The following is a 26,023-nucleotide window of genomic DNA, read 5'->3' as shown; positions in this document are numbered from 1 at the left end:
CCGCGCCCCCCAGGTTCTAGCCTGGGGGGCGCGGCATTTTCGTATGCCCGCAGGCGAGACGCACAGGAACGAGGCAGCAGATGACCGACCCCGTGACGCTGGACGGCGAAGGGTCCATCGGCGAGTTCGACGAGAAGCGGGCCGAGAGCGCCGTTCGTGAACTGCTGATCGCGGTGGGGGAGGACCCCGACCGCGAGGGGCTGCGGGAGACTCCGGGGCGGGTGGCGCGCGCCTACAAGGAGATATTCGCCGGTCTGTGGCAGAAGCCCGAGGACGTGCTGACGACGACCTTCGACCTGGGCCACGACGAGATGGTGCTGGTCAAGGACATCGAGGTGCTGAGCTCCTGCGAACACCACCTGGTGCCGTTCGTCGGGGTGGCCCACGTGGGGTACATCCCGTCCACCGACGGCAAGATCACGGGGCTGTCGAAGCTGGCCCGGCTCGTGGACGTGTACGCGCGCCGACCGCAGGTGCAGGAGCGGCTCACCACGCAGGTCGCCGACTCCCTCATGCAGATCCTGGAGCCGCGCGGGGTGATCGTCGTCGTCGAGTGCGAGCACATGTGCATGTCGATGCGGGGGGTTCGCAAGCCCGGGGCGAAGACCATCACCTCGGCGGTCCGCGGGCAGCTGCGTGACCCCGCGACCCGCAACGAGGCGATGAGCCTCATCATGGCCCGCTGACGCCCGCGGCCTGCCGCCTGTCTCAGGCCGCCGAAGCGGCCCCCGTGTTGTTCTCGTCGTCCTCCGGGAGCTTGCAGACGCGCTCCAGGAAGAGGGCCGCAGCTATCACGCCGATGCCCGCCAGGACGGAGAAACCGGCGTAGATCGCCTGGTCGCGGCGGGCGGGGATGTCGAGGGACTCCAGGAGGAAGACGCCCGTGCCGCCGTACATGCCGGCGACGAGGGCGGCGACCAGGGCGCTGGCCTGGCCGAAGACGACCGCGCGGGCCGCCATCAGCGGGTCGACGCCCTTGGCGCCGGGCCGCCGCTCGCGCTGCGCCTTCAGCCGGGCGTGGATCGACAGCGCCGTGGCCAGCAGGACCACCGCGATCACTGCCAGCACGATCGGTGCGGCCAGGGGGACGCTGGGCAGGGTCCCGATCGAGTTCCAGAGGCGGGCGCCCGCCCAGGACAGAATCCCGGCCACGACGAAAACGCCGGCCAGCAGCCTGATGCGAAGCTCTCTCACGGTGCCCCTTCGGTTCCCCGGGCCCGCCGGCCCTGTGGTCGTGGTGACCTTCCGGACGGCCGTCCCGTCGGGCCGTCCTGTGGTCGCCTGAACCTTAACGACTACTCGGGCAGGTGGAGTTCCAGGTCCTTGCGGGGATCGACGCCCTCACGGGTGACGGTGTCGAGCAGGCCGGCGACCGGACCGAGGCCGGGCAACTGGGCCTCGGGGTCCACGTCGTGCCAGGGGGCGAGGACGAAGGCGCGTTCGTGGGCGCGCGGGTGGGGCAGCGTGAGGTCCGGGTCCCCGGAGACGACGTCGGCGTACGCGACGATGTCGACGTCGAGGGTGCGCGGGCCCCAGCGTTCGTCCCGCACCCGGTTGAACGCCTCCTCCACGGCGTGCGCCCGCTCCAGCAGGGAGGACGGGGGCAGGGTGGTCTTCAGCAGTACGACCGCGTTGAAGTAGGAGGGCTGGCTGCCCGGCTCGACGCCCCACGGCTCGGTCTCGTAGACCGGGGAGACCGCCTTGACGCGTACGCCGGGGGTGTCCTCCAGGGCGTCGACGGCGCCCTGGAGGGTCTCCAGGCGGTTGCCCAGGTTGGAGCCGAGGGAGAGCACGGCCCGCTGCGGGTTGTGGAGGGTGGTGTCGGCGGCGTCGACCTTCTCCACGACGGAGGCGGGCACCGGCTGGACGGTCGGGTCGCTGTGGCCCTCGGTGAAGGACGCGGTCATGCTCGGCTCCGGGTGATGGTGACGGTGACGTCGTCGAAGGGGACGGTGATCGGGGCGTCCGGTTTGTGGACGCGGACCTCGACCTCCTGGACCGCTTCGTGTTTCAGGCACGTCTGGGCGATGCGTTCGGCGAGCGTCTCGACGAGGTTGACGGGCTCGCCCTCGACGACGGCCACGACCTCCTCGGCGACGATGCCGTAGTGCACGGTCTTCGTCAGGTCGTCGTCGGCCGCGGCCGGCCGGGTGTCCAGGCCGAGGGAGAGGTCCACGACGAAGGTCTGGCCCTCCTCGCGCTCCCTGGGGAACACCCCGTGGTGTCCACGGGCCTTGAGGCCGCGCAGCGCGACACGATCCACGCGAATCACTCCTGCAGTCGTCGGTGAGGGCCGGTCGGTACCGCGTGCGGGCGGTGGACCGGCCTCAAGTGAATCTACCCGCGGGCACCGACAGGGCCGGGCCACGAGGGCACGGGCCCGGGCGGAGACCGGGGTTCCTCGTGGTGCGTGCCACCCGAAGTACCCGGCGGCCCGCGGGCTGGTAGCCGCCCCTACCCGCGTGTCGTGATTCCAACCACTTCTTGGTCCCGGTGGGGGATTCCGGGGTGCTCCCGGACGCGCACGCCCCCTCAGGAGGGGGGCTCCTCGGGTTCGTCCTCGTCGTTCTCGGCCAGCACCGGTGAGGCGTGGTGCGACCAGAGTTTCCAGCCGTCGGGGGTTCGGCGGAACACGTTCGTGGCGACCACCAGCTGGCCGACGAGCGGGCCGAGCTCCTCGTCGCCCTCGGGGGCGGGACCGCCGCTCAGGATGTTCTCCGTGCAGGTCACCAGGGCGGTGTCGCCGGTGACGGAGACGTGCACGTCGGTGAGGAAGAACTGGATGTAGTCCGTGTTCGCCATGATCAGGGCGTACGACCGCAGGACGTCCCCGCGGCCGGTCAGCACGGGCCAGCCCGGGTGCACGCAGGAGATCACGCCGACGTCGGCCGGGTCGTGGTACTCCTCGTCGACGCCCAGGTCGGAGGGGGTGAGCCAGAGCGAGGAGAGTCCCTCGAAGTCGCCCTGCTCCAGGGCCTCGTAGAACGCGGTGTTGGCTTGTCCGACCTGCTCCACGTCGGTGTGGGGGGCGCTCACCGGGCTCCTTCACCGAAGGCCGCGCCCGGCGCGTTCTCCTGCGTGCGTGCCCCTTCCACGGCGCGCGCGACCCGTACCGCGTCCGCCGTCGCGCGCACCTCGTGCACCCGCACCGCCCATGCGCCGGCCTGCGCCGCGAGCGCGGACACGGCGGCCGTCGCCGCGTCGCGCTCCCGCGCGGGCGGCGGGGCCGCCCCCGGTCCGGCCAGGACACGGCCGAGGAACCGCTTGCGGGAGGCGGCGACCAGCAGGGGGTGCCCGAGGGCGAGCAACCGGTCGAGGTGGGCGAGCAGGACGAGGTCGTGCCCGGCGTCCTTGGAGAAGCCGAGACCGGGGTCGACCACCACCCGGTCCGGCGCGATGCCGCCGGCGAGGACGGCCTCCACGCGCACGCGCAGTTCGTCGACGACCTCGCGTACGACGTTCTCGTAGACGCCCCTGACGTTGTCGCCGTCCAGGAAGCCGCGCCAGTGCATGACGACGAACGGCGCGCCCGCCTCCGCCACCACCGGGATCATCGCGGGATCGGCGAGGCCGCCGCTGACGTCGTTGACGAGGGCGGCGCCGGCGGCGAGGGCCTGGGCCGCGACGGAGGCGCGCATGGTGTCGACGGACACCGTGACGCCCTCGGAGGCGAGACCGCGGACGACGGGGACGACGCGTCTGAGCTCCTCGGCCTCGTCCACGCGGGTGGCGCCGGGGCGGGTGGACTCGCCGCCGACGTCGACCAGGTCGGCGCCCTCGCCGACCAGCGCGAGGCCGTGTTTGACGGCGGCCGTGGTGTCGAACCAGCGGCCGCCGTCGGAGAAGGAATCGGGCGTGACGTTCACGACTCCCATGACCGCGCAGCGGTCCCATTCCGGAAGGCCCGCGACACGCCCGCGTCCGCTCTGCTTGCTCATGCGTTCAGCCTAGGCCCAGGGCGCGAGGCCGGTAGCCCGCGCCTGGCCAGGTGGGGGAGCGGGCCCGGCCCGGGCAGGCGCGCCGGGTGTCCGGCGAGGGCACGCGCGCGTGCGTGCCCTTCCGTGCCGTGCCGTGGCCTGCCGTGCCGTCCGGTCGGGCGCCGGTGCCGCACGCCCCTTCCGTCCCGGCCGGGCGCCGGTGCCGCACGCCCCTTCCGTCCCGGCCGGCACCATCCCGTGTCCCGGCCGGGTCCCGGCGCCGCACGTCCCTTCCGTCCCGGCCGGCACCATTCCGTTCCGTCCCGGCCGGGTCCCGGTGCCGTGTGCCGCCGTAGATCCGTGGTCTCCTCCCGGGCGGGTGCCGTCGTCCGGCATCCGCCCGTCCACTCTCCTGCAGGTGCCGTCGTCCGGCATCCGCCCGGCCACCCCTCTGCGGGTGCCGTCACGCCGCGCGGACGCTGCGTTCCGCCGTGACGTGGGTGCACGCGCGCGCGGTGGGGGTGCGGCGCCGCAGGAAGCGGGGCAGCGGCAGGGCGATGTCGACGAAGCCCTCCGCCTGCATGGCGGCGAAGCCGATGCGCGGCAGGTCTCCGGAGGCGCGGTAGACGACGAAGCGGGGCTCCCAGCGGGGCTGGAACTTCGCGTTGAACTTGTACAGGGACTCGATCTGGAACCAGCGGGAGAGGAACACCAGCAGTCCGCGCCAGGCCCGCAGCACGGGTCCCGCGCCGATCTTCTCGCCGCGGGCGAGCGCCGAGCGGAACATCGCGAAGTTGAGCGAGACGCGCGCGATGCCGAGCTTCGGGGCGGCCTGGAGGGCCGCCACGATGAGGAGCTCGTTCATGCCGGGGTCGGCCGAACGGTCGCGGCGCATCAGGTCGAGGGAGGCTCCGTCCGTGCCCCATGGCACGAAGTGCAGGACCGCCTTGAGGTCGCCGTAGGGACCCGGCCGCTCGTCGGTCTTGTGGGCGGTGGCGATGAGGCAGTCGCCGTCGGCCGGGTCGCCGATGCGGCCCAGCGCCATGGAGAAGCCGCGCTCGGTGTCGGTGCCGCGCCAGTCCTCGGCGGCGCGGCGGATGCGCTCCAGCTCGGCCTCCCCGAGGTCACGGACGCGCCGGACCCGGGTCTCGTAACCGGCCCGCTCGATGCGCTTGACCATCTGCCGTACGTTGCGCATCGCGCGGCCGGCGAGGGAGAAATCCGCGACGTCCACCACCGCCTCGTCGCCCAGTTCGAGGGCGTCCAGGCCGGTCTCGCGGGTCCACACCTCGCCGCCGGTCTCGGAGCAGCCCATGACGGCGGGCGTCCAGGAGTGGGCGGTGGCCTCGTCCATGAAGCGTTCGATGGCGCCCGGCCACGCCTCCACGTCCCCGATGGGGTCGCCGCTGGCGAGCATCACGCCGGACACGACCCGGTAGGTGACCGCCGCCTTGCCGCTGGGTGAGAAGACGACCGCCTTGTCGCGGCGCAGCGCGAAGTGGCCGAGCGAGTCGCGGCCGCCGTGCTTGTCCAGCAGGACCCGCAGCCTGGCCTCGTCCTCCTCCGTCAGTCGCGCGGCGGGGTGCTCGGGGCGGAACGCGAGGTAGATGGTGGTGATCGCGGTGAGCAGTCCGAGGGCGCCGAGGGAGAAGGCGACCGTCCACGAGGTGTCGCCCTGGTAGTCGACCGGTCCCTCGAAGCCGAACAGGCCGTAGAGGACGTGCGTAATGCGATCGGCCAGGCTCGGGTCGCCGACCAGGCGGTGCGGGTGGACGCTGACGATGACGAGTCCGAGGACGAGGGAACCGGCACCCATGAGGACGAAGTTGGCGAGCGCGCGCCACCGGCTGCGCGGATCGGGCAGCGCGGCGAACTGGTCGCGGTGGCGCAGCAGCGGTGCGAGCAGCGCCAGCGAGATCAGCACGCCGAGCAGCGAGTGGCGGTACGTCAGCTGGGCCACCGCGCCCGCCGGCAGCAGGGCCACGGCGGCCCGCCACGCGCGGCGCTTGCGGCGCCGCAGCCCGTGCGCGAGCAGCAGCAGGAGGACCCCGCTGCTGAGTGAGAGGGCGGCCGCGAACGGCCCGAGCGCGCCCGGCAGCACCTCCGCGACGCTGTGCATACGGCTGTGACGGAAGCGCGGGAAGACGCCCGCGGCGATGTCCAGGAGACCGACCAGAGCACACGCTCTGGCGATGAGGACGGGAACCACCTCGGGACGCGGGCCACGGAGAGCACGCTGGACCGGATGTGATCGTTTCGGAACCTCGACCGACATTTCCTCATCTGTCCTGACAGACATCGCAACCCACTAGCTAGCGCGAGAGTTTCTGGATCCGGTGCCGATTCGGGCATCCGGCGACATTGCGCCCTCTAGGACGGTGTCTCGAGGAGAGAGGTTCACTCAGCTCCTCAAAGCCCTTTCAAAGGCGGAGGAAAGTCCCGGACAAGCTCTCACGACAGTGTGAGGGCCCGGGCGGAAACCATAGGCGGGAAGCAGCCCCATGGGTCTCACGAGCAACGCGTCACTGACGCTGGCGATCCTGTTCGCCGTCGTGCTGTTCGGCGGCACGGTGTGGCAGTGGCCACGGCTGGCACGGCCGAGCTGGCGAGCCGTCGGCGGCCGGGTCGGTCTGCTGTTCGCCACCCAGCTGGCGCTGTTCGCGACGCTGGGACTCGCCACCAACCAGGCGTTCGGGTTCTACGCCACCTGGGCGGACCTGTTCGGCCAGGAGGACGGACAGGGCGTCGTCGTCGACCACAACTCCCCCGCCGGATCGGGCGGCCCCCTGCGGGTCGTCGACACCCGGCGGGTGAAGGAGTCGGGCGGTTCCCGTCCGCAGAACGGCGGACAGGTGCAGCGCGTCGACATCGTGGGCCGCGCGACGCACATCGCCACGCCGGCGTACGTGTACCTCCCGCCGGAGTACTTCCAGCCCCGGTACCGCACGCGCACCTTCCCGGCGGCGGTCGTGCTCACCGGCTACCCGGGCACCGCCCAGGCGCTCGTGGACAAGCTGCACTATCCGCGTACGGCCCTGCAGCTGGCCAAGGACGGGCGGGTGCAGCCGATGATCCTGGTGATGCTCCGCCCGACCGTGGCGCCGCCGCGGGACACGGAGTGCGTGGACGTGCCGGGCGGGCCGCAGACCGAGTCCTTCTTCGCCGAGGACCTGCCGGAAGCCGTGCTGGCCCACTACCGGGTGGGCCGGAAGCCGGGCAGCTGGGGCATCATCGGCGACTCCACGGGCGGCTACTGCGCGCTGAAGATCGCGATGCACCACCCCGGGGTGTACGCGGCCGGGGCGGGGCTGTCGCCGTACTACAAGGCGCCGATCGACCCCACCACGGGCGACCTCTTCCAGGGCGACGACGAGGTGCGCGACCGGGCGGACCTGTGGTGGTGCCTCAAGCACCTGCCCGCGCCGGACACCTCACTGCTCGTCAGCAGCAGCCGGATCGGGGAGTCCAACTACAAGGACACCCTCGCGTTCATAAGGCGGGTGAAGGCCACCGGACTGACGCGGATCTCCTCGATCATCCTCGACAGCGGCGGCCACAACTTCAACACCTGGCGGCGGGAGATCCCGGGGACGCTGCAGTGGATCAGCGGGCGGCTGAGCGGCCGGTGAGGGCGGCGCGGGGCGAATTCGGGCGTGGCCGGAATGCCGATGTCGGGTAAAGGCCGCGGGACGGCGTTGTTTTTACGGGGCGGGGCACCAAGGTTCGCCTACGCGCGGTAAGTTTCTGGCCATGCCACGTGGACGCCACCGCCATTCCCCGCCCCTGCACCGGCTCCTTCCTTTCTCGGCAATCGCAGGCGTGTCCCTTGTCTGCGCCCTCGGCCCCTGGTTGTTCACGCAGCCGTCGGCGCTGCGCGCGCTGGCCGCGGCCGCCGCGGTGACGGCGGTCGGCGGCGCGGTCGTCATGCGCCACTGGGACAGCCAGGCGGGCCGGCAGGTCGCCGACCTCACGCGCGCGCGGGCGAGCGACGAGTGGCGGCACGAGGAACGCGTCGCCGAGCTGGAGACCGACCTCGAGGAGTCGCGCGAACTGCGCGTCAAACTGGAGCAGCGGCTGCGGGCCAAGCGCGCGGAGCTGGCCGGGCTGCGCAACGAGCACGCCGCGCTGCTGCGCCGGTACGCCACCGCGGAGACCGAGCGCGCCAGCGCGCTCGAAGGCCGTCGCCTGCTGGAGATAGAGACGGTCGGCCCGGCGCGCGCGCTGCCCGCCGGTCCGGTGACGAACGCGGACGCGGAGACGGGTCCGGACGAGGACACCGGGGCGGTCGCCGCCGGGTCCCCGGCCGAGGCGGAGGCCGACGGCGAGGCCGGCACGGAGACCGCGGTCGACGCGGAAACCGAGGACGGGACCGGTACGGACACCGATGCCGATGCCGAAGTCGATGACGAGGACGCCGAGGCGGCCGCGGCGGACGAGGACGCCGAGGAGGCGGCCCCCGCCATCTTCTCGCCCGAGGGTTCCCGGCTGTTCCTGCGGGCGAAGGCGGCGCTGGGACAGTTCGACGCCGAGGCCACCGGTGAGCGCTCCGCTGACATCGATGGCGAAGGAGCCGGCGAGGAAGCCGTCGACGACGGCGAGGCTTCCGTCGAGGCGCAGGCGGAAGCCGACTCCGAGACGGACCTCCCCGAGGACACGGACGCCGACGCCGATGCAGATGCCGACACCGACGCCGAGCCGAGCGAGGCCCTGGAGACCGGCGCCGCCCCCGCTGCCGGCGCCGACCGTGAGGCCACCCCGTTCGTCCCCGAGCCCAGGCTCGCCGCGAAGCCGGCCCCCAGGGCCGCCTTCCTGAAGCAGGAGACTCGGCGGACGCCGGAGCCGGAAGCGCCGGCGACGGCGGCACCCGGTGACACCGGCGGGAACGACACGGAGGCCGGACAGGAGGACGAGGCGCGGGGGAAGCCCGAGGCGGTCGACGGGCATCAGCGCGCGGCCGCCACCCCTCCGGCCCGCAGCACCGCGCAGCCCGTGCAGCAGCCCTCCGGGCACTTCATCGCGCCGACCGCCGTGGCCGTCGTACCGGGAACGCCCGCGCGGCGCCCGATGGTCGAGGGCGGCTTCGACTTCTTCGGTACGCAGCAGGAGACGGGGGACCCGCTGGAGTCGGTCCAGAACGAGGACCTCGCCGACGTCGTCGGCCAGGAGGCCCTCGCGCTCCACAAGGCCGAGTCCGAGACGCAGTTCAAGCCGGCGACCGAACAGGCGCGGGGCGTCGGCCAGGTCATCGACCTGACGGCCCACGACGAGACGGAGCACATCGACGTGGAGGGCCTGCGCAGCGCGGTGTCCTGACCGACTCGGGCACCGATGCCGACACGGGCACCGACACCGACACGGGCATCGGCACCCGCGCGACCCACGGCCGGCGACACCTGTCGCCGGCTTCGTCGTGTCCGCCCCGCCTCACGCCATCCAGCGGTCCGGCCGGGCCACCCGCCGCCCGGTCCGGGACCGTTCCGACTGTTCGCGCAGCAGGTCCCGCGCCTCCGCGGAGTCGCGCAGGCGTGCCGTCACCGTCTTGTTCGCGCCCGTGTCCACATGCACGTCGGCGAGAGAGCGGGCCCGTTTCCAGGGGCCCTGCGTCAGCCGGACGCTCTGCACCTTCGCGTGCGGCACCAGCGTGAGGCTGCGCCGGAGCAGGCCGTGCCGGGTGACGAACACCGCGTCCGTGGTGGTGAAGCCGTACGCCCGCCACCACAGGGGCACGCAGAACCGGGCGCGTCGCGGCGGGCGGGCCAGCGCGGCCGGAGCCGGCACGGCCACCCCGGGCAGCACGCGCGCGACGACCGCCTCGGCGATCTCCCGCGGCGCGACCGGCACCAGCACGGAGTTGGACGACCCGGCCACGTCGAGTTCGACCCGCACCCAGCCGCGCCGCCGCCACAGCAGCGGCTCCACGAGACGTACGGTCTGCACGCGGCCGGGCGGCACGGTCTCGTGGGTGCGGTCCAGCAGCCCGTGGTCGATGCGCAGCCCGTCGGGGGACTCGCCGACCGCCCAGTCGTACTCCGCCACGAACCGTCCCACGCTGCTCGCCCCCGCCGCGCCGAGCAGCGGCAGGCCGGTGGCGAGGACCGTCCACAGGCTGTGGGTGGCCAGCCACAGCAGCGGCGGTACGACGAGCGCGGCGGCCAGGGAGCCCCAGGTCGCGCCGGTCAGCACCAGCGAGACGGCGAGGACGCCCGGCGGCACGTGCAGCAGCTGCCGGGACGGTGCCTCGCCGACCTCGTGTGCCGTCTCGGGTGCGAAACCGGCCGCCCGCGCGAGCAGTTCGGCGCGCAGCGCGCGGGCCTCGCCCTCGCCGAGGAAGGCGAGTTCGTCCTTCTTGTCCACGCCGACGACGTCGAGTTTGAGTTTGGCGACGCCCGCTACCCGGGCGAGCAGCGGCTGGGTGACGTCGACGGCCTGGATGCGTTCCAGCCGGATGTGCGCGGTGCGCCGGAACAACAGCCCGGTGCGGATGCGCAGTTCGGAGTCCGTCACCGCGAAGTGGGTGAACCACCAGGTCAGGAAGCCGTAGAGGGCGGCGGCCGGGACGATCGCGGCGAGTGCGATCAGGAGGGTGGTGGTCGTCAGCCGGGTGAGCTGGCGCTGCGCCTGGTCGGGGTCGTGCACGGCCCAGCCGGCGATCACCGCGATCGGCGCCCAGGCCCGCCTGAGCGGTGTGACGGGGTGCAGCCGCCGCTCGGTGACGGGCGGCTTCTCGCGTATGCCGCCGTCGACGTCCGGCGCGGTCACAGGCCGGCCGATCGGGCCTCGCCGAGTTCGGTGAGCCGGTCGCGCAACCGTTCCGCCTCGGCCGGGTCCAGGCCGGGGATGGTCGCGTCGCTCGCCGCGGCGGCCGTGTGCAGTTGCACGCTGGCCAGCCCGAAGTGCCGTTCGACGGGCCCGGAGGTGACCTCGACCAGCTGCATCCGGCCGTACGGCACGACGGTCTCCTCACGCCACAGCACACCCCGGCTGATCAGCAGGTCGTCGGCCCGTTCGGCGTACCGCCAGGAACGCCAGTTGCGGCCCAGCAGGACCCAGCCCCAGGCGGCGAGCGCGAGCGGCAGCAGCGCGAGGGCGGCCCAGGCGGGCCCGGCCGTCAGGCCGAGCAGCACCGCCAGGCCGACGGCGAGCAGGCCCAGCCACACCACCAGCAGCAGCCGTCGCATCCGCAGCAGCCCCGGTGGCAGCCCGGTCCATGCCGGCTCGCCCTCCGCCGCCCCCGCCGTCCCCACCGATCCCGCATGCCCCGTGTCGTGCGGGCTCCCCGTCTCCATGGGCCAAGCGTACGTAGGGGAGACTGTCCGCATGACTCCTACGACGGAGACCACGGTCGGCATCGGCGGTGCCGCGGAGAGCACCGACATGGTGCTCAACATCGGTCCCCAGCATCCGTCCACGCACGGGGTGCTGCGGCTGCGGCTGGTCCTGGACGGCGAGCGCATCATGCACGCGGAGCCGGTGATCGGCTATATGCACCGCGGCGCGGAGAAGCTGTTCGAGGCCCGTGACTACCGGCAGATCATCATGCTGGCCAACCGGCACGACTGGCTGTCGGCCTTCTCCAACGAGCTGGGCGTGGTCCTGGCCGTGGAGCGCATGCTCGGCATGGAGGTCCCCGCGCGCGCGGTGTGGACGCGCACGCTGCTCGCGGAGCTCAACCGGGTGCTGAACCACCTGATGTTCCTCGGCTCGTATCCGCTGGAACTCGGCGGGATCACCCCGGTCTTCTACGCGTTCCGGGAGCGCGAGACGCTCCAGAACGTCATGGAGGAGGTCTCCGGCGGCCGGATGCACTACATGTTCAACCGCGTCGGCGGCCTCAAGGAGGACCTCCCGGCCGGCTGGGCGACCCGCGCGCGCGGGGCCGTCGCCGAGGTCCGCTCGCGCATGGACGTGTACGACGACCTGGTGCTCGGCAACGAGATCTTCCGGGGGCGCACGCGGGGCGTGGGCGTGCTCACCCCGGCGGCCGTGCACGCGTACGGCGTGAGCGGACCCATCGCGCGCGGCTCCGGCGTCGACTTCGACCTGCGCAGGGACGAGCCGTACCTCGCCTACGGGGAGCTGCAGGACACCCTGGAGGTCGTCACCCGGCAGGAGGGCGACTGCCTCGCCCGCTTCGAGGTGCTGCTGCGGCAGACCCACAACGCCCTCGACCTCGCCGACGCCTGTCTCGACCGGCTCGCCGAACTGCCGCCCGGGCCGATCAACCAGCGGTTGCCCAAGGTGCTGAAGGCGCCCGAGGGCCACACCTACGCGTGGACCGAGAACCCCCTCGGCATCAACGGCTACTACCTGGTCAGCAGGGGCGAGAAGACCCCGTACCGGCTGAAGCTGCGCTCGGCGTCGTACAACAACATCCAGGCGCTCGCGGAGCTGCTGCCGGGGACGCTGGTGGCGGACATGGTGGCGATCCTCGGCTCCCTGTTCTTCGTCGTCGGGGACATCGACAAGTAGGTCAGTCCGGCGGGCCGAGCGGGTCCGGGACACCGGCCGGCTGGAGCAGCCAGCCGAAGTCGCCGAGCCCGCCCGGCGCGGTGAGCTCCGCCGCCTCGCCGGCGCTCGCCAGGGCGCGCACGTAGGCGGCGGGGTCGCTGGACGCGAGCGTGAGCGGGGGGCGTGCGCCGTTGATGCCCAGGGCGCGCAGCGCCTCGCGCTGCGGCAGCAGGCGTGCGCCGGGGAGCGCGCAGGCGTCCAGGGCGACATGCGCCGTGATGTCGCACGACCCGTCCGGCACGGGTGCCGTCTCACGGCCCTCCCGGAAGCCGGTCAGGGTTCCGAAGGGGGGTCGCGCGTCCGCGGTGTGCCCGTAGTCGACGGCGACCGCGAGTCCCCGGTCCACGCGGGTGACCGCGTCCGCCCAGGCCAGGTCTCTCGGCCGGCCGATCTCCGCCCGCAGTCCCTCCTCGGCCGGCAGCGGCCACCAGCGGGCGAGCCACTGCGCGTCCGCGCCGGCGACGGGCTCCCCGAGCCGTTCGACGCCGTCCGCCCGCACCAGCACCAGACGTGCCGCGCCCGCGTCGTCCACCTCCGCCACCTCGACCGGCACGTTGTCCAGCCACTCGTTGGCGAACAGCAGGCCCGTGACGCCCCGCGGGGGCTCGGCCCGCCACTCGATCCGGTCGTCGAGGTGCGGCGGCCGGCCGGCGACCTCGACGGCGTACGCGCGCGTACGGCGGGCCACACCGGCCGGCAGCGCGGCGAGGACACCGGTGACCAACTCCCCGCGCCCCGCCGCCATGTCGACGAAGTCGAGGACGTCGGGGCCGCCCAGCGCGTCGTCCACGCGGCACAGCAGCCGCGCCACCGCCCCGGCGAACAGGGGCGAGGCGTGCACCGACGTACGGAAGTGCCCGGCCGGCCCCTCGGGCCTGCGGTAGAAGCCGTCCGGCCCGTACAGCGCGGTTTCGGCCGCCGCCCGCCGGCCCCGCCACTCACCCCTCACCTCTGCAGCCACGCGTTCAGGTTAGGCGTACAGGGGAGCGCTCCCTCCACCTTGCGGAGTACGCGCGCCCGATGCGGATCGACCCTCCGGTTGACCCCTGCACGCATCTCGCTTCCCTACTCTGGGTTACGTGCAACGCCTCTACGACTTCCTCCGCAGGCACCCGGCATGGGTCGACGGCTTCTGGGCCGCCGTCCTGTTCGGGATCTCCGTCGTCAGCGGGGCAGCCCGTCACACGGGCGCGGGCACGGAATCCCTGGCCGTCATCGTCCCGATCGCGTTCCTGCTGAGCGCGGTCGTCGCGTTCCGCCGGCGCATGCCGGAGAAGATGCTGCTGCTCGCCATAGCCCTCGGCGCCGCGCAGCTCGCGCTGGACGCGGCGGTGACCGCCGCCGACTTCGCCATGCTGGTGATCGTCTACACGGTGGCCGCGACCGGTGCCCGCTGGGCCTCCAGGCTCGCGCTGACCACGGGTCTGTGCGCCGCCCCGCTGGCCCAGCTGCGCTGGCCGAACCACGAGACGTCGGTCCTCGGCAACGTCGCCATAATGATCTTCCAGACGGTGCCGTTCGCGTTGGCCTGGGTGCTCGGCGACTCGATCCGCACCCGCCGCGCCTACTTCGCGCAGCTGGAGGAGCGGGCGGCCCGGCTGGAGAAGGAGCGCGAGGCGCAGGCCAAGGTCGCCGTCGCCGCCGAACGCGCCCGGATCGCCCGTGAACTGCACGACGTGGTCGCGCACAACGTGTCGGTCATGGTGGTGCAGGCCGACGGCGCCGCCTACGTCCTGGACGCCGCGCCCGACCAGGCGAAGAAGGCCCTGGAGACCATCTCCTCCACCGGCCGCCAGGCCCTCGCCGAGATGCGCCGCCTGCTCGGCGTGCTGCGCACCGGGGAGCACCGGGAGGGCGGCGAGTACGTCCCGCAGCCCGACGTGGAGCAGATCGACGACCTCGTCCAGCAGTGCCGGGGGTCCGGCCTGCCCGTCGACTTCAAGGTCGAGGGCACGCCGCGCCCGCTGCCCAGCGGCGTCGAGCTCACCGCGTACCGCATCGTGCAGGAGGCGCTGACCAACACGCGCAAGCACGGCGGTCCGAACGCGGGCGCCAGCGTACGGCTGGTCTACTTCGACGACGGGCTGGGCCTGCTCGTCGAGGACGACGGCAAGGGCGCCCCGCACGAGCTGTACGAGGAGGGTGGCGCCGACGGCCGGGGCCACGGCCTGATCGGCATGCGCGAGCGCGTCGGCATGGTCGGCGGCACCCTGGACGCGGGGCCCCGGCCGGGCGGAGGATTCCGGATCAGCGCCCTGCTCCCGCTCAAACCCGCGCACTGACGCCACCCGGCGCCCGCGCCCGCCCCGCACCTGCCAGGCCCCACGGAAACGGAAGAAGACCCGATGACGATCCGCGTGATGCTCGTCGACGACCAGGTGCTGCTGCGCACCGGGTTCCGGATGGTGCTCGACGCCCAGCCGGACATGGAGGTCGTCGCCGAGGCGGGCGACGGTGTCGAGGCCCTCCAGGTGCTGCGCGCGACCTCCGTCGACGTCGTCCTGATGGACGTGCGCATGCCGAAGCTGGACGGCGTGGAGACCACCCGCCGCATCTGCTCGGAGGACAACCCGCCGAAGGTGCTGATCCTGACCACCTTCGACCTCGACGAGTACGCCTTCTCCGGACTGAAGGCGGGCGCCTCCGGCTTCATGCTCAAGGACGTGCCGCCCGGCGAACTCCTCACCGCCATCCGCTCCGTGCACAGCGGCGACGCGGTCGTGGCCCCGTCGACGACCCGGCGCCTCCTGGACCGGTTCGCGCCCATGCTGCCCTCCGCCGGCAAGAAGGACCGGCACGAGGGCCTGGAGCGGCTCACCGAACGCGAGCGCGAGGTCATGGTCCTGGTCGCCCAGGGACTGTCCAACGGCGAGATCGCCGCCCGCCTGGTGCTGTCCGAGGCCACGGTCAAGACCCACGTCGGCCGCATCCTGACCAAACTGGGCCTGCGCGACCGGGTGCAGGTCGTGGTCCTGGCGTACGAGACGGGACTGGTCCGGGCGGGCGGCCACGGCTGAACGCGCGAAACGCGACCCGCGAGGGCGGACAGGTCCTAGGGTCTGCGCATGCTCCTGTGGATCAACGGCCCCCACGGGGGCGGCAAGACACAGACCGCACACGAGATCCGGCGGCGCCTGCCCGGCAGCGTGATCTGCGACCCCGAGCAGGTCGGGTTCGGTCTGCACCGCATGCTGCCGCCCGGACTGCGCGGTGACTTCCAGGACTTGGCGTCCTGGCGGCAGGGCGTCGTCGAGGTCCTGGATCTCACCCTCACCGCGCACACCGGCGTCGTGATCGTCCCGATGACGGTCACCGACTCCGGCCACTTCGCCGAGACCGTCGGTCGGCTGCGCGAACTCGACCACGACGTACGGCACTTCACCCTGCTGGCGCGGCGCGAGACCGTCCTGAAGCGGTTGGGTGAGCGCCGTTTCGGACACCTCCTCCAGTACGTCGCCGGGAAGAACGCCTCCGCGCGCGCGGAGGGCTGGGCCGTGCGGCGGCTCGACCACTGCCTGGAGCGGCTGCGGGAGCCGGAGTTCGCCGAGCAACTGTGGACGGACGACTCGACCGTGCCCAAGACCGCGGACCGCGTCGCCGTCCTGGCCGGGCTGCGGCTGGAGCCGAACACCGAGGGCGCGGTGCGGACGCGGCTGCGGCAGACGGGGGTCGGTCTGAGGAGCATCCGGTTCGACTGACCGCCCCCGGCGTGCCTACCGGAGGATCCCCTCCAGGAAGTCGCTGCCCAGGCGGGCCACCACCGTCACGTCAAGCTGGTGCAGGACGTAGCGGCCGCGGCGGCGGGTGGTGACCAGGCCGGCCTTCTTCAGGACGCCCAGGTGCCGGGATATCTCCGGCGCGGTCATGCCGTGGACCTGGGTCAGCTCGCCCGTGGTGAAGGCGCTGCGGGCCAGGCTGCGGCACAGCCGCATCCGCACCGGGTGGGACAGGGCCGACATCCGCAGGGTCAGCTGTTCCACCGAGGGCGGGGCGGTGAGCTCCGCGGAGGCGACCGGGTAGTGCAGCACGGGCTGCCAGCCGTACCGGTGCAGGACCATCAGGTGCGGCCGGCCCAGGCTGGTGGGGACGAGCAGGAGGCCGCCGTCCGCCGTCGCCGTACGGCCGTCACCGAGCTTGTCGACGGTGATCCGCGCGGCGCTCTCGTCGAGGGTGACCGCCGGGGACACCGCGGCCAGCGCCTCGGCCAGGCCCTTGCGCCGCAGCAGCTCCGACTTGTGGCGGGCGTCCGCCGTGAGCTGCTGCCGCAGCCGCGCCCAGGTCTCCGCGAAGAAGGCCTCCTCGCAGTCCTCCAGGAACTGCCGCAGCCAGGCCCGGATCCGCGGCGGGTCGGCCAGCAGCCGCTCACTGAAGCGCAGCTGCTGCGGTCCGCGCGCGGCGGCCAGCTCCAGCGCCCGGCGCCGCGACCCGGGGTCGGCGAGCGCGGCCGGGCCGTGCGCGCTGTAGGGGAGGGCGCAGGTGAACTCCAGGGCCGCGTCCACGAACTGTTCGTCCGTGAGCTTGTCCAGCAGGTCCAATTCCTCGGCGAGCGTGGCGCCGGGCCGTGTGGCGCGGCCCGGGACGCCGGCGGACGGCAGGAACAGGTCCGAGAACGTCGACCGCCACAGGAAGTCCGCCTCGCACATCCGGTCCGCGAGGTGCGAGTCGAGCCGGGCGGTCACGCCCGTGGCCCAGCCCTGGAGCCCCGGATGGTGACCGGACTCGGAGAGCGCGTGCAGGGCCATGCCGAGCTCGGCCAGGGGGGAGGGCACGACGGCGACCCGCTCCTGCCGCAGCCCCGCGATGTCGATGCGCACGCCCATGCCCTCATGGTGCACTCCGCCACTGACAGCGCGGCCGGCGACCGACGGCCGCCGCCCGCGCCGCCTCCCCTGTGAGACGCGTCACGCGGCGGTCAGGCCGTGCCGCTCTCCTCGGCCAGCCGGGAGCCGAACTCCGCGGCGGCGGCCCGCACGTCGTCGGCCGTCCACTCCAGGGCGGCCTCCCGGACGTAGACCTCCGTCGCGCTCAGGCCCGGTCCCTTGCGGTCCCAGGCGTTGGCGAACAGCACGGCGCCCGTCTCCTCGGCCTGCCGGATCGCGGCCTCGGAGACCACGTCGACGTCGTACGGCAGCCAGACCTGGAAGTCGTGGGTGTGCGGCACCTCGGGGTGCACGCGCGCCCACGGCACCCCGGCCGCCGCGAGGCCCTCGCGCAGCGCGGCGGCCACCACGCGCGCCTGCGCCACGTACGCGGGCAGGAGCGGCAGCTGCCGCTCCAGGCCGACGAGCGCCGACAGCGCGGTGGGGAACTGCTGGAACACGGCACCGCCGTAGCGGTGCCGCCAGACCTTCAGCTCCTCGACGAGCGTCCTGGGCCCGGCCACGGCCGCTCCGCCGAACGCCTCCAGGGACTTGTAGAACGACACGTAGACGCTGTCCGCCAGGTCCGCGATCTCGGCCAGGGAGCGGTCGAAGTGGACGGTGGTCTCCCACAGGCGCGCGCCGTCGAAGTGCACCACCGCGTCGCGCTCGCGCGCCGCCTCCACGAGCTCGGTCAGCTCCTCCCAGGACGGCAGCACGAAACCGGCGTCCCTGAGCGGCAGTTCGAGCATCAACGCCCCGAACGGCTCCTCGAGGCCGCGCACCTCGGCGGCGGTCGGCTGCCGCGCCTCGCTCGTCACCGTGACCGGGCGCAGGCCGCTGACCTGGCTGAACGCATCGCGCTCATGCACCTCGGGGTGGGCCAGCGCGTGCAGGGCGACGGCCCGGTCACCGGTACGGCCCGCCCAGCAGCGCAGGGCCACCTGCTGGGCCATGGTGCCCGTGGGGAAGAACGCGGCGGCCTCCTTGCCGAGCAGCCCGGCGACCTTCTCCTCCAGTGCCTCGACGACGCCGTTGCCGTAGATGTCCGAGGTCTCGTCCAGGTCGTGCACGTCCGCCGCGGCGTCCAGCAGGGCAAGCCGGTCCCGGAGGGAGCCGAGGAAGCCGAGGCGCGCGAGCGCCCGGTCCGCGCCGCGGGTGGCGGCGATGCGCCGCTCCCGCCGCCGACGGAGCCGCTCCTCCTCGGCTTCCGGCCCGGACGGCCCGCCGCCGGCCACCGGTCCGGGCCCTTCCGCGTCGGTTTCCGGCCGGGGCTGCTGCTGGGCCTCCGCTCCGGACGGCCCGTCGCCCGCCTCCCGTCCCGGTCGGTCCTCGTCGGACTCCCGTGCGGGCGATCGCTCGTCCCGGTCCTGCCACGCCGTATCGCTCATCCCCGGATCATGCCGTCCGCCGGCCCGCGGGGCACCCGCATTTCCCGCCGGCCCACCGCCCGCGCGCGGTGCGCGGAAACCCACAGCCTGTGGACAACCCGGCGCCCCCGGAACCAATCGCGTTAACATGACGAGAAATCGTCCGGTACCCAGAGCGGACTGGAACGGGAAGGCCGCCGTCGCGTGAGTACAGTCCACCAGCCAGACCCCAGGGACCGCCCCGCGCGGCTCACCGTCGGCGTCGTCGGCGCCGGCCGCGTGGGCCCCGCGCTGGCCGCCTCGCTCCAGCTCGCCGGGCACCGCCCGGTGGCCGTCTCCGGAGTCTCCGACGCCTCCAGACGCCGCGCCGCGCACCTGCTGCCCGACGTACCTCTGGTGCCGCCCGCCGAGGTCCTGCGCCGCGCCGACCTGGTGCTGCTGACGGTCCCGGACGACGCGCTGCCGGGCCTGGTCGAGGGCCTCGCGGAAACCGGCGCCGTGCGGCCCGGCCAACTGCTGGTGCACACCTCCGGGCGCTACGGCGCCAAGGTCCTCGACCCCGCCCTGCGCGCGGGCGCGCTGCCGCTGGCGCTGCACCCGGCGATGACCTTCACCGGCACCGCCGTGGACGTCCAGCGCCTGGCCGGCTGCTCCTTCGGCGTCACCGCGCCCGACGAACTGCGGCTGGCCGCCGAGGCCCTGGTCATCGAGATGGGCGGCGAACCCGAGTGGATCGCCGAGCAGAACCGCCCGCTCTACCACGCGGCGCTCGCCCTGGGCGCCAACCACCTGGTGACGCTCGTGGCCCAGTCCATGGAGCTGCTGCGCGCGGCCGGAGTCGAGGCCCCGGACCGGATGCTCGGCCCGCTGCTCGGCGCCGCCCTCGACAACGCCCTGCGCTCCGGCGACGCGGCGCTGACCGGCCCCGTCGCGCGCGGGGACGCCGGCACGGTCGCCGCGCACGTCGCGGAGCTGCGCGCGCACGCCCCGCAGACCGTCGCCGGGTACCTCGCGATGGCCCGCGCGACCGCCGACCGGGCGCTGGCCCACGGCCTGCTGAAACCGGAACTCGCCGAGGACCTCCTCGGAGTACTCGCCGACGGAGCCGGCTCCGCCGGGACCGACGGCGCCGAGGGAGACGCCCGATGACCACCACCCTGCTGCGCACCGCCGACGAACTGCACGCACGCGCGCGCCGGGGCCGGCGGGCCGTCGTGATGACCATGGGCGCCCTGCACGAGGGCCACGCCACCCTGATCCGCACCGCGCGCGGGATCGCGGGCCCGGACGGCGAGGTCGTCGTCACCGTCTTCGTGAACCCCCTCCAGTTCGGCGCGGGCGAGGACCTCGACCGTTACCCGCGCACCCTGGACGCCGACCTCAAGATCGCCGAGGCGGCCGGCGCGGACGCCGTGTTCGCCCCGTCCGTGGAGCAGGTCTACCCGGGTGGCGAACCCCAGGTCCGCGTCACGGCGGGACCCATGGGCGGGCGCCTGGAGGGTGCCGCGCGTCCCGGGCACTTCGACGGCATGCTCACCGTCGTCGCGAAGCTGCTGCACCTCACGCGCCCCGACCTCGCCCTGTACGGGCAGAAGGACGCCCAGCAGCTCGCCCTGATCCGCCGGATGGTCCGCGACCTGAACTTCGGCGTCGAGATCGTCGGCGTGCCCACGGTCCGGGAGGACGACGGCCTCGCCCTGTCCAGCCGCAACCGGTACCTCTCGGCCCAGGCGCGGCGCACCGCCCTCGCCCTGTCCCAGGCCCTGTTCGCGGGCGCCGACCGGCACGCCGCCCAGGAGGCGCTGCGCGCACGGGCACGCGAGGTGCCCGCCACACGCGCGCGCGCCGAGGCGCTCAGCGCCATCGGGGAGTCCCGCGCGGCCGCCGACGCGCACGCCGTCGCGCAGGCGTCCCCTGGTGGCCCGGCGGCCGTCCGCGCGGCCGCCCGCCTGGTCCTCGACGAGGCCGCCCGGCTGGATCCGCCCCTCGACCTGGACTACCTGGCTCTCGTCGACCCGTCCGACTTCACGGACATCGCGGACGACTTCACCGGCGAGGCCGTCCTCGCCGTCGCGGCCCGGGTCGGGACGACCCGGCTGATCGACAACATCCCCCTCACCTTCGGAGCCGCCTCGTGACCAGCACAGGCATACGACTGCACGCGCCCGCGCCCGGCTGGAACATCACCGCGGACGTGGTGGTCGTCGGCTCCGGGGTCGCCGGGCTGACCGCCGCCCTGCGCTGCGAGGCCGCCGGCCTGACGACCGTCGTGGTCACCAAGGCCCGCCTGGACGACGGCTCCACCCGCTGGGCGCAGGGCGGGATCGCAGCGGCCCTCGGCGACGGCGACACGCCGGAACAGCACCTGGACGACACGCTGGTGGCGGGCGTGGGCCTGTGCGACGAGGAGGCGGTACGGCTCCTGGTCACCGAGGGTCCCGGCGCCGTACGCCGGCTGATCGAGACCGGTGCCCACTTCGACGAGTCCTCCGAGGGCGGCCTCGAACTCACCCGCGAGGGCGGCCACCACCGGCGCCGCATCGCGCACGCGGGCGGCGACGCGACCGGCGCCGAGATCTCCCGCGCCCTCGTCGAGGCCTGCCACGCGCGCGGCATGCGGACCATCGAGAACGCACTCGTCCTGGACCTGCTCACGGACGCCGAGGGCCGCACCGCGGGCGTGAGCCTGCACGTCATGGGCGAGGGCCAGCACGACGGCGTGGGCGCCGTGCACGCGCCCGCCGTGGTCCTCGCGACCGGCGGCATGGGCCAGGTCTTCTCGGCCACCACCAACCCGTCCGTGTCCACGGGTGACGGCGTGGCTCTCGCCCTGCGCGCCGGTGCGGAGGTCTCCGACCTGGAGTTCGTGCAGTTCCACCCGACCGTGCTGTTCCTCGGCGCGGACGCGGAGGGCCAGCAGCCCCTGGTCTCCGAGGCGGTCCGCGGCGAGGGCGCCCACCTGGTCGACGCCGACGGCGTGCGCTTCATGGCCGGGCAGCACGAGCTGGCCGAACTGGCGCCCCGGGACATCGTCGCCAAGGGCATCATGCGCCGCATGCAGGAGCAGGACGCCGAGCACATGTTCCTCGACGCCCGGCACTTCGGCGCCGACATGTGGGAGCACCGCTTCCCGACCATCCTCGCCGCCTGCCGCACGCACGGCATCGACCCGGTCACCGAGCCCATCCCGATCGCCCCGGCGGCCCACTACGCCTCCGGGGGCGTGCGCACCGACTCCCGCGGCCGCACCACCGTCCCCGGCCTCTACGCGTGCGGTGAGGTCGCCTGCACGGGCGTGCACGGCGCGAACCGGCTCGCCTCCAACTCCCTCCTCGAGGGCCTGGTGTACGCCGAGCGCATCTCCGCGGACATCGCGGCGAGCCGGGCCGGCGACGGCCTGCGCGCGCGGGTGCCCGAGCCGGTGCCGCACCCCGGCCGGCCCGCGCACCCGCTGCTCGCGTCCGAGGCCCGCTTCACGATCCAGCGGATCATGACGGACGGCGCGGGCGTCCTGCGCTCGGCCGCCTCGCTGGAGGCCGCCGCGAGCCGGCTCCAGCGGCTGCACAGCGACGCGCGTGACGCCCTCGACGAGAACGGCAAGACCGCGGAGCCGGGTGTCGACACCTGGGAGGCCACCAACCTGCTGTGCGTGGCCCGCGTCCTGGTCGCCGCCGCGCTCCAGCGCGAGGAGACACGCGGCTGCCACTGGCGTGAGGACCGGCCCGACCGGGACGACCGGGCATGGCGCCGCCACATCGTCGTACGGCTGAATCCGGACCGCACGCTCGCCGTACGCACCACCGATACCGCAGACTTCCCCCCGACCCGGCAGCACCGGCAGCCTCTTCAGGAGCAGTGACAGCAGTGAGCACCCCCGACCTCCCCCTCGTGTCGAACGGCGGCTGCGGCGACGGCTGCGCCTGTGGCGGCGCGGACGCCGGCGAGGAATACCTGGAGTGCGGGCTCGACCCCGCGCTCGCCCAGCTCCTGGCCGACGCGGGCCTCGACCCCGTGGAGGTCGAGGACATCGCGAACGTCGCCATCCAGGAGGACCTCGACCACGGGGTGGACGTGACGACGGTCGCGACCATCCCCGAGGACGCGGTCGCCACCGCCGACTTCACCGCGCGCGAGGCGGGCGTCGTGGCGGGCCTGCGGGTCGCCGAAGCCGTGCTCTCCGTGGTCTGCACCGACGAGCTGGAGGTCGAGCGGCACGTCGAGGACGGCGACCGCGTGACGGAGGGGCAGCGGCTGCTGTCGGTCACCACGCGCACGCGTGACCTGCTGACCGCCGAGCGCAGCGCCCTGAACCTGCTGTGCCGCCTGTCGGGCGTCGCGACCGCCACGCGCGCGTGGGCGGACACCCTGGAGGGCACCGGCGCCCGGGTGCGGGACACCCGCAAGACGACGCCCGGTCTGCGCTCCCTGGAGAAGTACGCGGTCCGCTGCGGCGGCGGCGTCAACCACCGCATGTCGCTGTCGGACGCGGCCCTGGTCAAGGACAACCACGTGGTCGCCGCGGGCGGGGTGGCCCAGGCGTTCAAGGCCGTGCGCGAGGCGTTCCCGGACGTGCCGATCGAGGTCGAGGTCGACACGCTGCACCAGCTGCGCGAGGTGGTGGACGCGGGGGCCGACCTGATCCTGCTGGACAACTTCACGCCGGCCGAGTGCGAGGAGGCGGTCGCCCTCGTCCATGGCCGCGCCGCCCTGGAGGCCTCCGGCCGGCTCACCCTGGACAACGCCAGGGCGTACGCGGAGACGGGCGTGGACTACCTCGCCGTCGGCGCGCTGACCCACTCCGCGCCGATCCTGGACATCGGCCTCGATCTGCGCGAGGCGGAGTAAGGCCATGCTCCTGACGATCGACGTCGGCAACACGCACACCGTCCTGGGACTGTTCGACGGCGAGGACATCGTCGAGCACTGGCGCATCTCCACGGACGCGCGCCGCACGGCCGACGAACTGGCCGTGCTGCTGCAGGGCCTGATGGGCATGCACCCGCTCCTCGGCGACGAGCTCGGTGACGGCATCGACGGCATCGCGATCTGCGCGACCGTGCCGTCCGTGCTGCACGAGCTGCGCGAGGTGACCCGCCGCTACTACGGCGACGTGCCGGCGGTCCTGGTCGAGCCGGGCGTCAAGACGGGCGTGCCGATCCTCACCGACAACCCGAAGGAGGTCGGCGCGGACCGGATCATCAACGCGGTCGCCGCCGTCGAGCTCTTCGGCGGCCCGGCGATCGTGGTCGACTTCGGTACGGCGACGACGTTCGACGCGGTCAGCGCGCGCGGGGAGTACGTCGGCGGGGTCATCGCCCCCGGCATCGAGATCTCCGTCGAGGCGCTGGGCGTCAAGGGCGCCCAACTGCGGAAGATCGAGGTGGCGCGGCCGCGGAGCGTGATCGGCAAGAACACGGTCGAGGCGATGCAGTCGGGCATCGTCTACGGCTTCGCCGGCCAGGTGGACGGCGTCGTGCAGCGGATGGCGCGGGAGCTGGCCCAGGACCCCGAAGAGGTGACGGTGATCGCCACGGGCGGGCTGGCGCCCATGGTGCTGGGCGAGTCCTCGGTCATCGACGAGCACGAACCGTGGCTGACCCTGGTGGGCCTGCGACTGGTCTACGAACGGAACGTGGCCCGCATGTGAGCGGCGCGGCCGGCTCGGCGCCCGCCCCGCCCACCGGTGCGCGCGGGGCGGGCGGCCCGGGTGACCGCACCCGCTCACCCCGGCGCGTCGCCAGCGGCGGCACCCGCTCACCCGGCCGCCGGGCGCGCGTCCGCCCGCGCCTCCACCCGGGTGGCCCCACCACGCCACACCAGCCCGTTATGTCGAATTTGTCTGATTAGCGCGTACTGTCGCCGCATGCCCACGCCATACGGATCCCGCGGCGGCATGGCGTTCAGTGCGGAGGAGCTGCGTGTGCTCCGCCGCGCTCTCGCCCTCGCCCTCCAGCCCAGCCCCGCCCCGGCCGAGGACGTCCAGGACTGTCTCCGGCTCGCCGAGTCCCTCGACGAGGCGCTGCGGGAGGGCGCCCGGCTGCGGGCCTTCCTGGTGGCCGACCTCGTCCGCTACCGCGCCGCCCTGCCGGGCACCGCGGCCGGCTACCTCGCGCTCCTCGACGAGGTCCTCGGCGCCGGACACCGCCCGGACGCCGACGACCTCGCCGCGTTGCGGGCCCTGCGCGGCAGCCCCGTGGCGGCGGCGCTCCTCGAACGCTGCCAGGGGCCGGCAGAACAGGACGTACGGGCCCGCCTCGCGCGCCGGGCCGCGCCCGCCGCCCTCGCGGCCGTCCCGGCGGTTCCCGCCTCCCGTACGCGCCTGCTGGCCCTGCCCGGCGGCCGCTCGGGCGGGTCGGGCGGCCAGGACCCCGCCCGGCGGCCCGAGAAGAAGCCCGCCGAGAGGCCGGCCCCCCGGCCCGCCCCCGACGCCCCCCGGCCGCCGCGTCCCATCCCGACCCCGGGCGAGGTCTTCCCCCGCCGCAAGCCGGCCCCGCCGCCGGCGAACCCGCCGCACCAGCTCACCGCCGTCTGAGGGGCCCGCGCCCGCCTGCAGCAGCTTCCGGCCCGTTTCGCCCCACCCCGCCCCGCCCGCCTTCGGGGCCGTGGCTACTCTGGACGCATGGACTACGTCTCCGCGCTCGTGCCTCCGGTGGTCATGGCCGTCTTCTTCATCGGGCTCATCCGGGTCATCGTGAAGACCCAGGGCGGGGCCAACAAGGCCAAGGAGGACGCGGCCGTCGACGCCGCCCTCGCGCGCGCGGAGGGCGCCCGCCAGGCCTCGGCGCCCACCGACGCCTGAACCCGCCGCACCTCGCAGGGCGTACGACTTCCCCGTCGTACGCCCTTTTTGTCATCTTTGCCGGTGAAAGCGCACGTCCGGCAGGTCAATACCCGGATCTCCCACTATTGTGCTGAGCTGTGCCTCGCCCATTGGGAGAACTCGAAGACTCGGTCATGACGCGGGTGTGGAAGTGGAACCGCCCGGTGACCGTTCGGGAAGTCCTGGAAGACCTTCGGCAGGAACGGTCCATCGCCTACACCACGGTGATGACCGTTTTGGACAATCTCCATCAGAAGGGCTGGGTGCGCCGTGAGGCGGAAGGCCGGGCCTATCGATATGAGGCGGTCTCCACACGGGCCGCCTACGCCGCCGCCCTGATGAACGACGCCTGGTCGCAGAGCGACAACCCCGCCGCCGCTCTCGTCGCGTTCTTCGGGATGATGAGCGAGGAACAGCGACATGCCCTGCGGGACGCCGTACGGATCGTCCAGGGGCCGGAAACTCCCGAACCCGCCCCGGATACGGCACCCGATACCGGCGGCGAGAACCCCGGCTCGGCACCGGGGGCCGGCGGGCGATAGCGTCCGC

At 73.7% G+C, this 26,023-nt stretch carries 26 protein-coding genes; 15 read left to right on the top strand and 11 right to left on the bottom strand.

The window, feature by feature from the left end; all coding sequences use genetic code 11:
• Window positions 1-80: 80 nt before the first annotated feature.
• Window positions 81-686 carry a GTP cyclohydrolase I FolE gene (gene folE, locus ABZT03_RS30655; RefSeq protein ID WP_356045386.1) on the top strand — a complete coding sequence of 202 codons (606 nt, stop codon included), beginning with the start codon at window positions 81-83 and terminating at the stop codon, window positions 684-686.
• A 22-nt stretch (window positions 687-708) separates the two neighbouring features.
• Here the strand turns inward: folE and ABZT03_RS30650 are convergent, their stop codons facing one another.
• The 6 genes from ABZT03_RS30650 to ABZT03_RS30625 form a co-directional block, all read right to left on the bottom strand.
• Window positions 709-1,194: a DUF3180 domain-containing protein gene (locus ABZT03_RS30650; RefSeq protein ID WP_356045384.1), complete on the bottom strand. Its 486-nt coding sequence runs from the start codon at window positions 1,192-1,194 to the stop codon at window positions 709-711.
• 101 nt (window positions 1,195-1,295) lie between these two features.
• On the bottom strand, window positions 1,296-1,907 hold the full coding sequence (gene folK / locus ABZT03_RS30645; RefSeq protein WP_356045381.1) for a 2-amino-4-hydroxy-6-hydroxymethyldihydropteridine diphosphokinase: 612 nt from the start codon (window positions 1,905-1,907) through the stop codon (window positions 1,296-1,298).
• Window positions 1,904-2,263: a dihydroneopterin aldolase gene (gene folB / locus ABZT03_RS30640; RefSeq protein ID WP_356045379.1), complete on the bottom strand. Its 360-nt coding sequence runs from the start codon at window positions 2,261-2,263 to the stop codon at window positions 1,904-1,906. Before folB ends, folK begins: the two co-directional genes overlap by 4 nt.
• Window positions 2,264-2,532: 269 nt before the next feature.
• Entirely contained in the window at window positions 2,533-3,036 is a 504-nt protein-coding gene (locus ABZT03_RS30635) for a nuclear transport factor 2 family protein (RefSeq protein ID WP_356045377.1), read from the bottom strand.
• Window positions 3,033-3,938: a dihydropteroate synthase gene (folP, locus tag ABZT03_RS30630; RefSeq protein WP_356045374.1), complete on the bottom strand. Its 906-nt coding sequence runs from the start codon at window positions 3,936-3,938 to the stop codon at window positions 3,033-3,035. Before folP ends, ABZT03_RS30635 begins: the two co-directional genes overlap by 4 nt.
• Before the next feature lie 442 nt (window positions 3,939-4,380).
• On the bottom strand, window positions 4,381-6,192 hold the full coding sequence (locus tag ABZT03_RS30625) for a phosphatidylglycerol lysyltransferase domain-containing protein (protein WP_356045371.1): 1,812 nt from the start codon (window positions 6,190-6,192) through the stop codon (window positions 4,381-4,383).
• Window positions 6,193-6,418: 226 nt separating this feature from the next.
• Here ABZT03_RS30625 and ABZT03_RS30620 point away from each other — a divergent pair, with 226 nt between their 5' ends.
• Together ABZT03_RS30620 and ABZT03_RS30615 are read left to right on the top strand one after the other, a co-directional pair.
• Window positions 6,419-7,546 (top strand): alpha/beta hydrolase-fold protein, encoded by a 1,128-nt coding sequence (locus ABZT03_RS30620; RefSeq protein ID WP_356045368.1) that lies wholly within the window; start codon window positions 6,419-6,421, stop codon window positions 7,544-7,546.
• A gap of 121 nt (window positions 7,547-7,667) precedes the next feature.
• Window positions 7,668-9,230: a hypothetical protein gene (locus ABZT03_RS30615; RefSeq protein ID WP_356045365.1), complete on the top strand. Its 1,563-nt coding sequence runs from the start codon at window positions 7,668-7,670 to the stop codon at window positions 9,228-9,230.
• A gap of 111 nt (window positions 9,231-9,341) precedes the next feature.
• Here the strand turns inward: ABZT03_RS30615 and ABZT03_RS30610 are convergent, their stop codons facing one another.
• Both ABZT03_RS30610 and ABZT03_RS30605 read right to left on the bottom strand, forming a co-directional pair.
• Window positions 9,342-10,676: a PH domain-containing protein gene (locus ABZT03_RS30610; RefSeq protein ID WP_356045363.1), complete on the bottom strand. Its 1,335-nt coding sequence runs from the start codon at window positions 10,674-10,676 to the stop codon at window positions 9,342-9,344.
• Entirely contained in the window at window positions 10,673-11,203 is a 531-nt protein-coding gene (locus ABZT03_RS30605; protein WP_356045360.1) for a PH domain-containing protein, read from the bottom strand. Before ABZT03_RS30605 ends, ABZT03_RS30610 begins: the two co-directional genes overlap by 4 nt.
• Window positions 11,204-11,234: 31 nt before the next feature.
• Between ABZT03_RS30605 and ABZT03_RS30600 the strand changes: the two genes are divergently transcribed.
• The gene (locus ABZT03_RS30600) at window positions 11,235-12,386 is read left to right on the top strand and encodes an NADH-quinone oxidoreductase subunit D (protein ID WP_356045358.1); all 1,152 of its coding nucleotides are present in this window, start codon (window positions 11,235-11,237) and stop codon (window positions 12,384-12,386) included.
• 1 nt (window position 12,387) lies between these two features.
• Here the strand turns inward: ABZT03_RS30600 and ABZT03_RS30595 are convergent, their stop codons facing one another.
• Window positions 12,388-13,386, bottom strand: coding sequence for an SAM-dependent methyltransferase (locus ABZT03_RS30595; protein ID WP_356045356.1), 999 nt, complete (start codon window positions 13,384-13,386; stop codon window positions 12,388-12,390).
• 118 nt (window positions 13,387-13,504) lie between these two features.
• Here ABZT03_RS30595 and ABZT03_RS30590 point away from each other — a divergent pair, with 118 nt between their 5' ends.
• The 3 genes from ABZT03_RS30590 (at window position 13,505) to ABZT03_RS30580 (ending at window position 16,123) form a co-directional block, all read left to right on the top strand.
• The gene (locus ABZT03_RS30590) at window positions 13,505-14,707 is read left to right on the top strand and encodes a sensor histidine kinase (protein WP_356045353.1); all 1,203 of its coding nucleotides are present in this window, start codon (window positions 13,505-13,507) and stop codon (window positions 14,705-14,707) included.
• 63 nt (window positions 14,708-14,770) lie between these two features.
• On the top strand, window positions 14,771-15,442 hold the full coding sequence (locus tag ABZT03_RS30585; RefSeq protein WP_356045350.1) for a response regulator transcription factor: 672 nt from the start codon (window positions 14,771-14,773) through the stop codon (window positions 15,440-15,442).
• Window positions 15,443-15,490: 48 nt separating this feature from the next.
• Window positions 15,491-16,123 carry an AAA family ATPase gene (locus tag ABZT03_RS30580; protein WP_356045347.1) on the top strand — a complete coding sequence of 211 codons (633 nt, stop codon included), beginning with the start codon at window positions 15,491-15,493 and terminating at the stop codon, window positions 16,121-16,123.
• Window positions 16,124-16,138: 15 nt separating this feature from the next.
• On the opposite strand, the gene ABZT03_RS30575 is transcribed toward ABZT03_RS30580, so the two are convergent.
• A complete protein-coding gene (locus ABZT03_RS30575) occupies window positions 16,139-17,245 on the bottom strand; it encodes a DUF5937 family protein (protein WP_356045345.1) in 1,107 nt (368 codons plus the stop codon).
• A 92-nt stretch (window positions 17,246-17,337) separates the two neighbouring features.
• Window positions 17,338-18,675, bottom strand: a complete 1,338-nt coding sequence (locus ABZT03_RS30570) for a beta-eliminating lyase-related protein (protein ID WP_356045342.1) — start codon at window positions 18,673-18,675, stop codon at window positions 17,338-17,340.
• 183 nt (window positions 18,676-18,858) lie between these two features.
• Here ABZT03_RS30570 and ABZT03_RS30565 point away from each other — a divergent pair, with 183 nt between their 5' ends.
• The 8 genes from ABZT03_RS30565 to ABZT03_RS30530 all read left to right on the top strand — a co-directional run bounded on the left by ABZT03_RS30565 (window position 18,859) and on the right by ABZT03_RS30530 (window position 26,016).
• Window positions 18,859-19,803 (top strand): DUF2520 domain-containing protein, encoded by a 945-nt coding sequence (locus tag ABZT03_RS30565; RefSeq protein WP_356045340.1) that lies wholly within the window; start codon window positions 18,859-18,861, stop codon window positions 19,801-19,803.
• On the top strand, window positions 19,800-20,792 hold the full coding sequence (panC, locus tag ABZT03_RS30560; RefSeq protein WP_356045337.1) for a pantoate--beta-alanine ligase: 993 nt from the start codon (window positions 19,800-19,802) through the stop codon (window positions 20,790-20,792). The genes ABZT03_RS30565 and panC overlap by 4 nt, the downstream gene beginning before the upstream one ends.
• The gene (locus ABZT03_RS30555; RefSeq protein WP_356045335.1) at window positions 20,789-22,513 is read left to right on the top strand and encodes an L-aspartate oxidase; all 1,725 of its coding nucleotides are present in this window, start codon (window positions 20,789-20,791) and stop codon (window positions 22,511-22,513) included. The genes panC and ABZT03_RS30555 overlap by 4 nt, the downstream gene beginning before the upstream one ends.
• 5 nt (window positions 22,514-22,518) lie before the next feature.
• Window positions 22,519-23,499: a carboxylating nicotinate-nucleotide diphosphorylase gene (gene nadC, locus ABZT03_RS30550; RefSeq protein WP_356045333.1), complete on the top strand. Its 981-nt coding sequence runs from the start codon at window positions 22,519-22,521 to the stop codon at window positions 23,497-23,499.
• Window positions 23,500-23,503: 4 nt separating this feature from the next.
• The gene (locus ABZT03_RS30545; RefSeq protein WP_356045330.1) at window positions 23,504-24,301 is read left to right on the top strand and encodes a type III pantothenate kinase; all 798 of its coding nucleotides are present in this window, start codon (window positions 23,504-23,506) and stop codon (window positions 24,299-24,301) included.
• Window positions 24,302-24,547: 246 nt separating this feature from the next.
• Complete coding sequence (locus ABZT03_RS30540) at window positions 24,548-25,186, top strand: hypothetical protein (RefSeq protein ID WP_356045397.1); 639 nt, start codon at window positions 24,548-24,550, stop codon at window positions 25,184-25,186.
• 87 nt (window positions 25,187-25,273) lie between these two features.
• Window positions 25,274-25,453 carry a hypothetical protein gene (locus ABZT03_RS30535; RefSeq protein ID WP_356045328.1) on the top strand — a complete coding sequence of 60 codons (180 nt, stop codon included), beginning with the start codon at window positions 25,274-25,276 and terminating at the stop codon, window positions 25,451-25,453.
• A gap of 119 nt (window positions 25,454-25,572) precedes the next feature.
• The gene (locus ABZT03_RS30530; protein WP_356045325.1) at window positions 25,573-26,016 is read left to right on the top strand and encodes a BlaI/MecI/CopY family transcriptional regulator; all 444 of its coding nucleotides are present in this window, start codon (window positions 25,573-25,575) and stop codon (window positions 26,014-26,016) included.
• Window positions 26,017-26,023 lie beyond the last annotated feature (7 nt).

This window comes from Streptomyces sp. NPDC005574 (genome assembly GCF_040605435.1).
Classification (GTDB): Bacteria; Actinomycetota; Actinomycetes; order Streptomycetales; family Streptomycetaceae; genus Streptomyces.
This window is presented reverse-complemented; position numbering and strand designations above follow the sequence as displayed.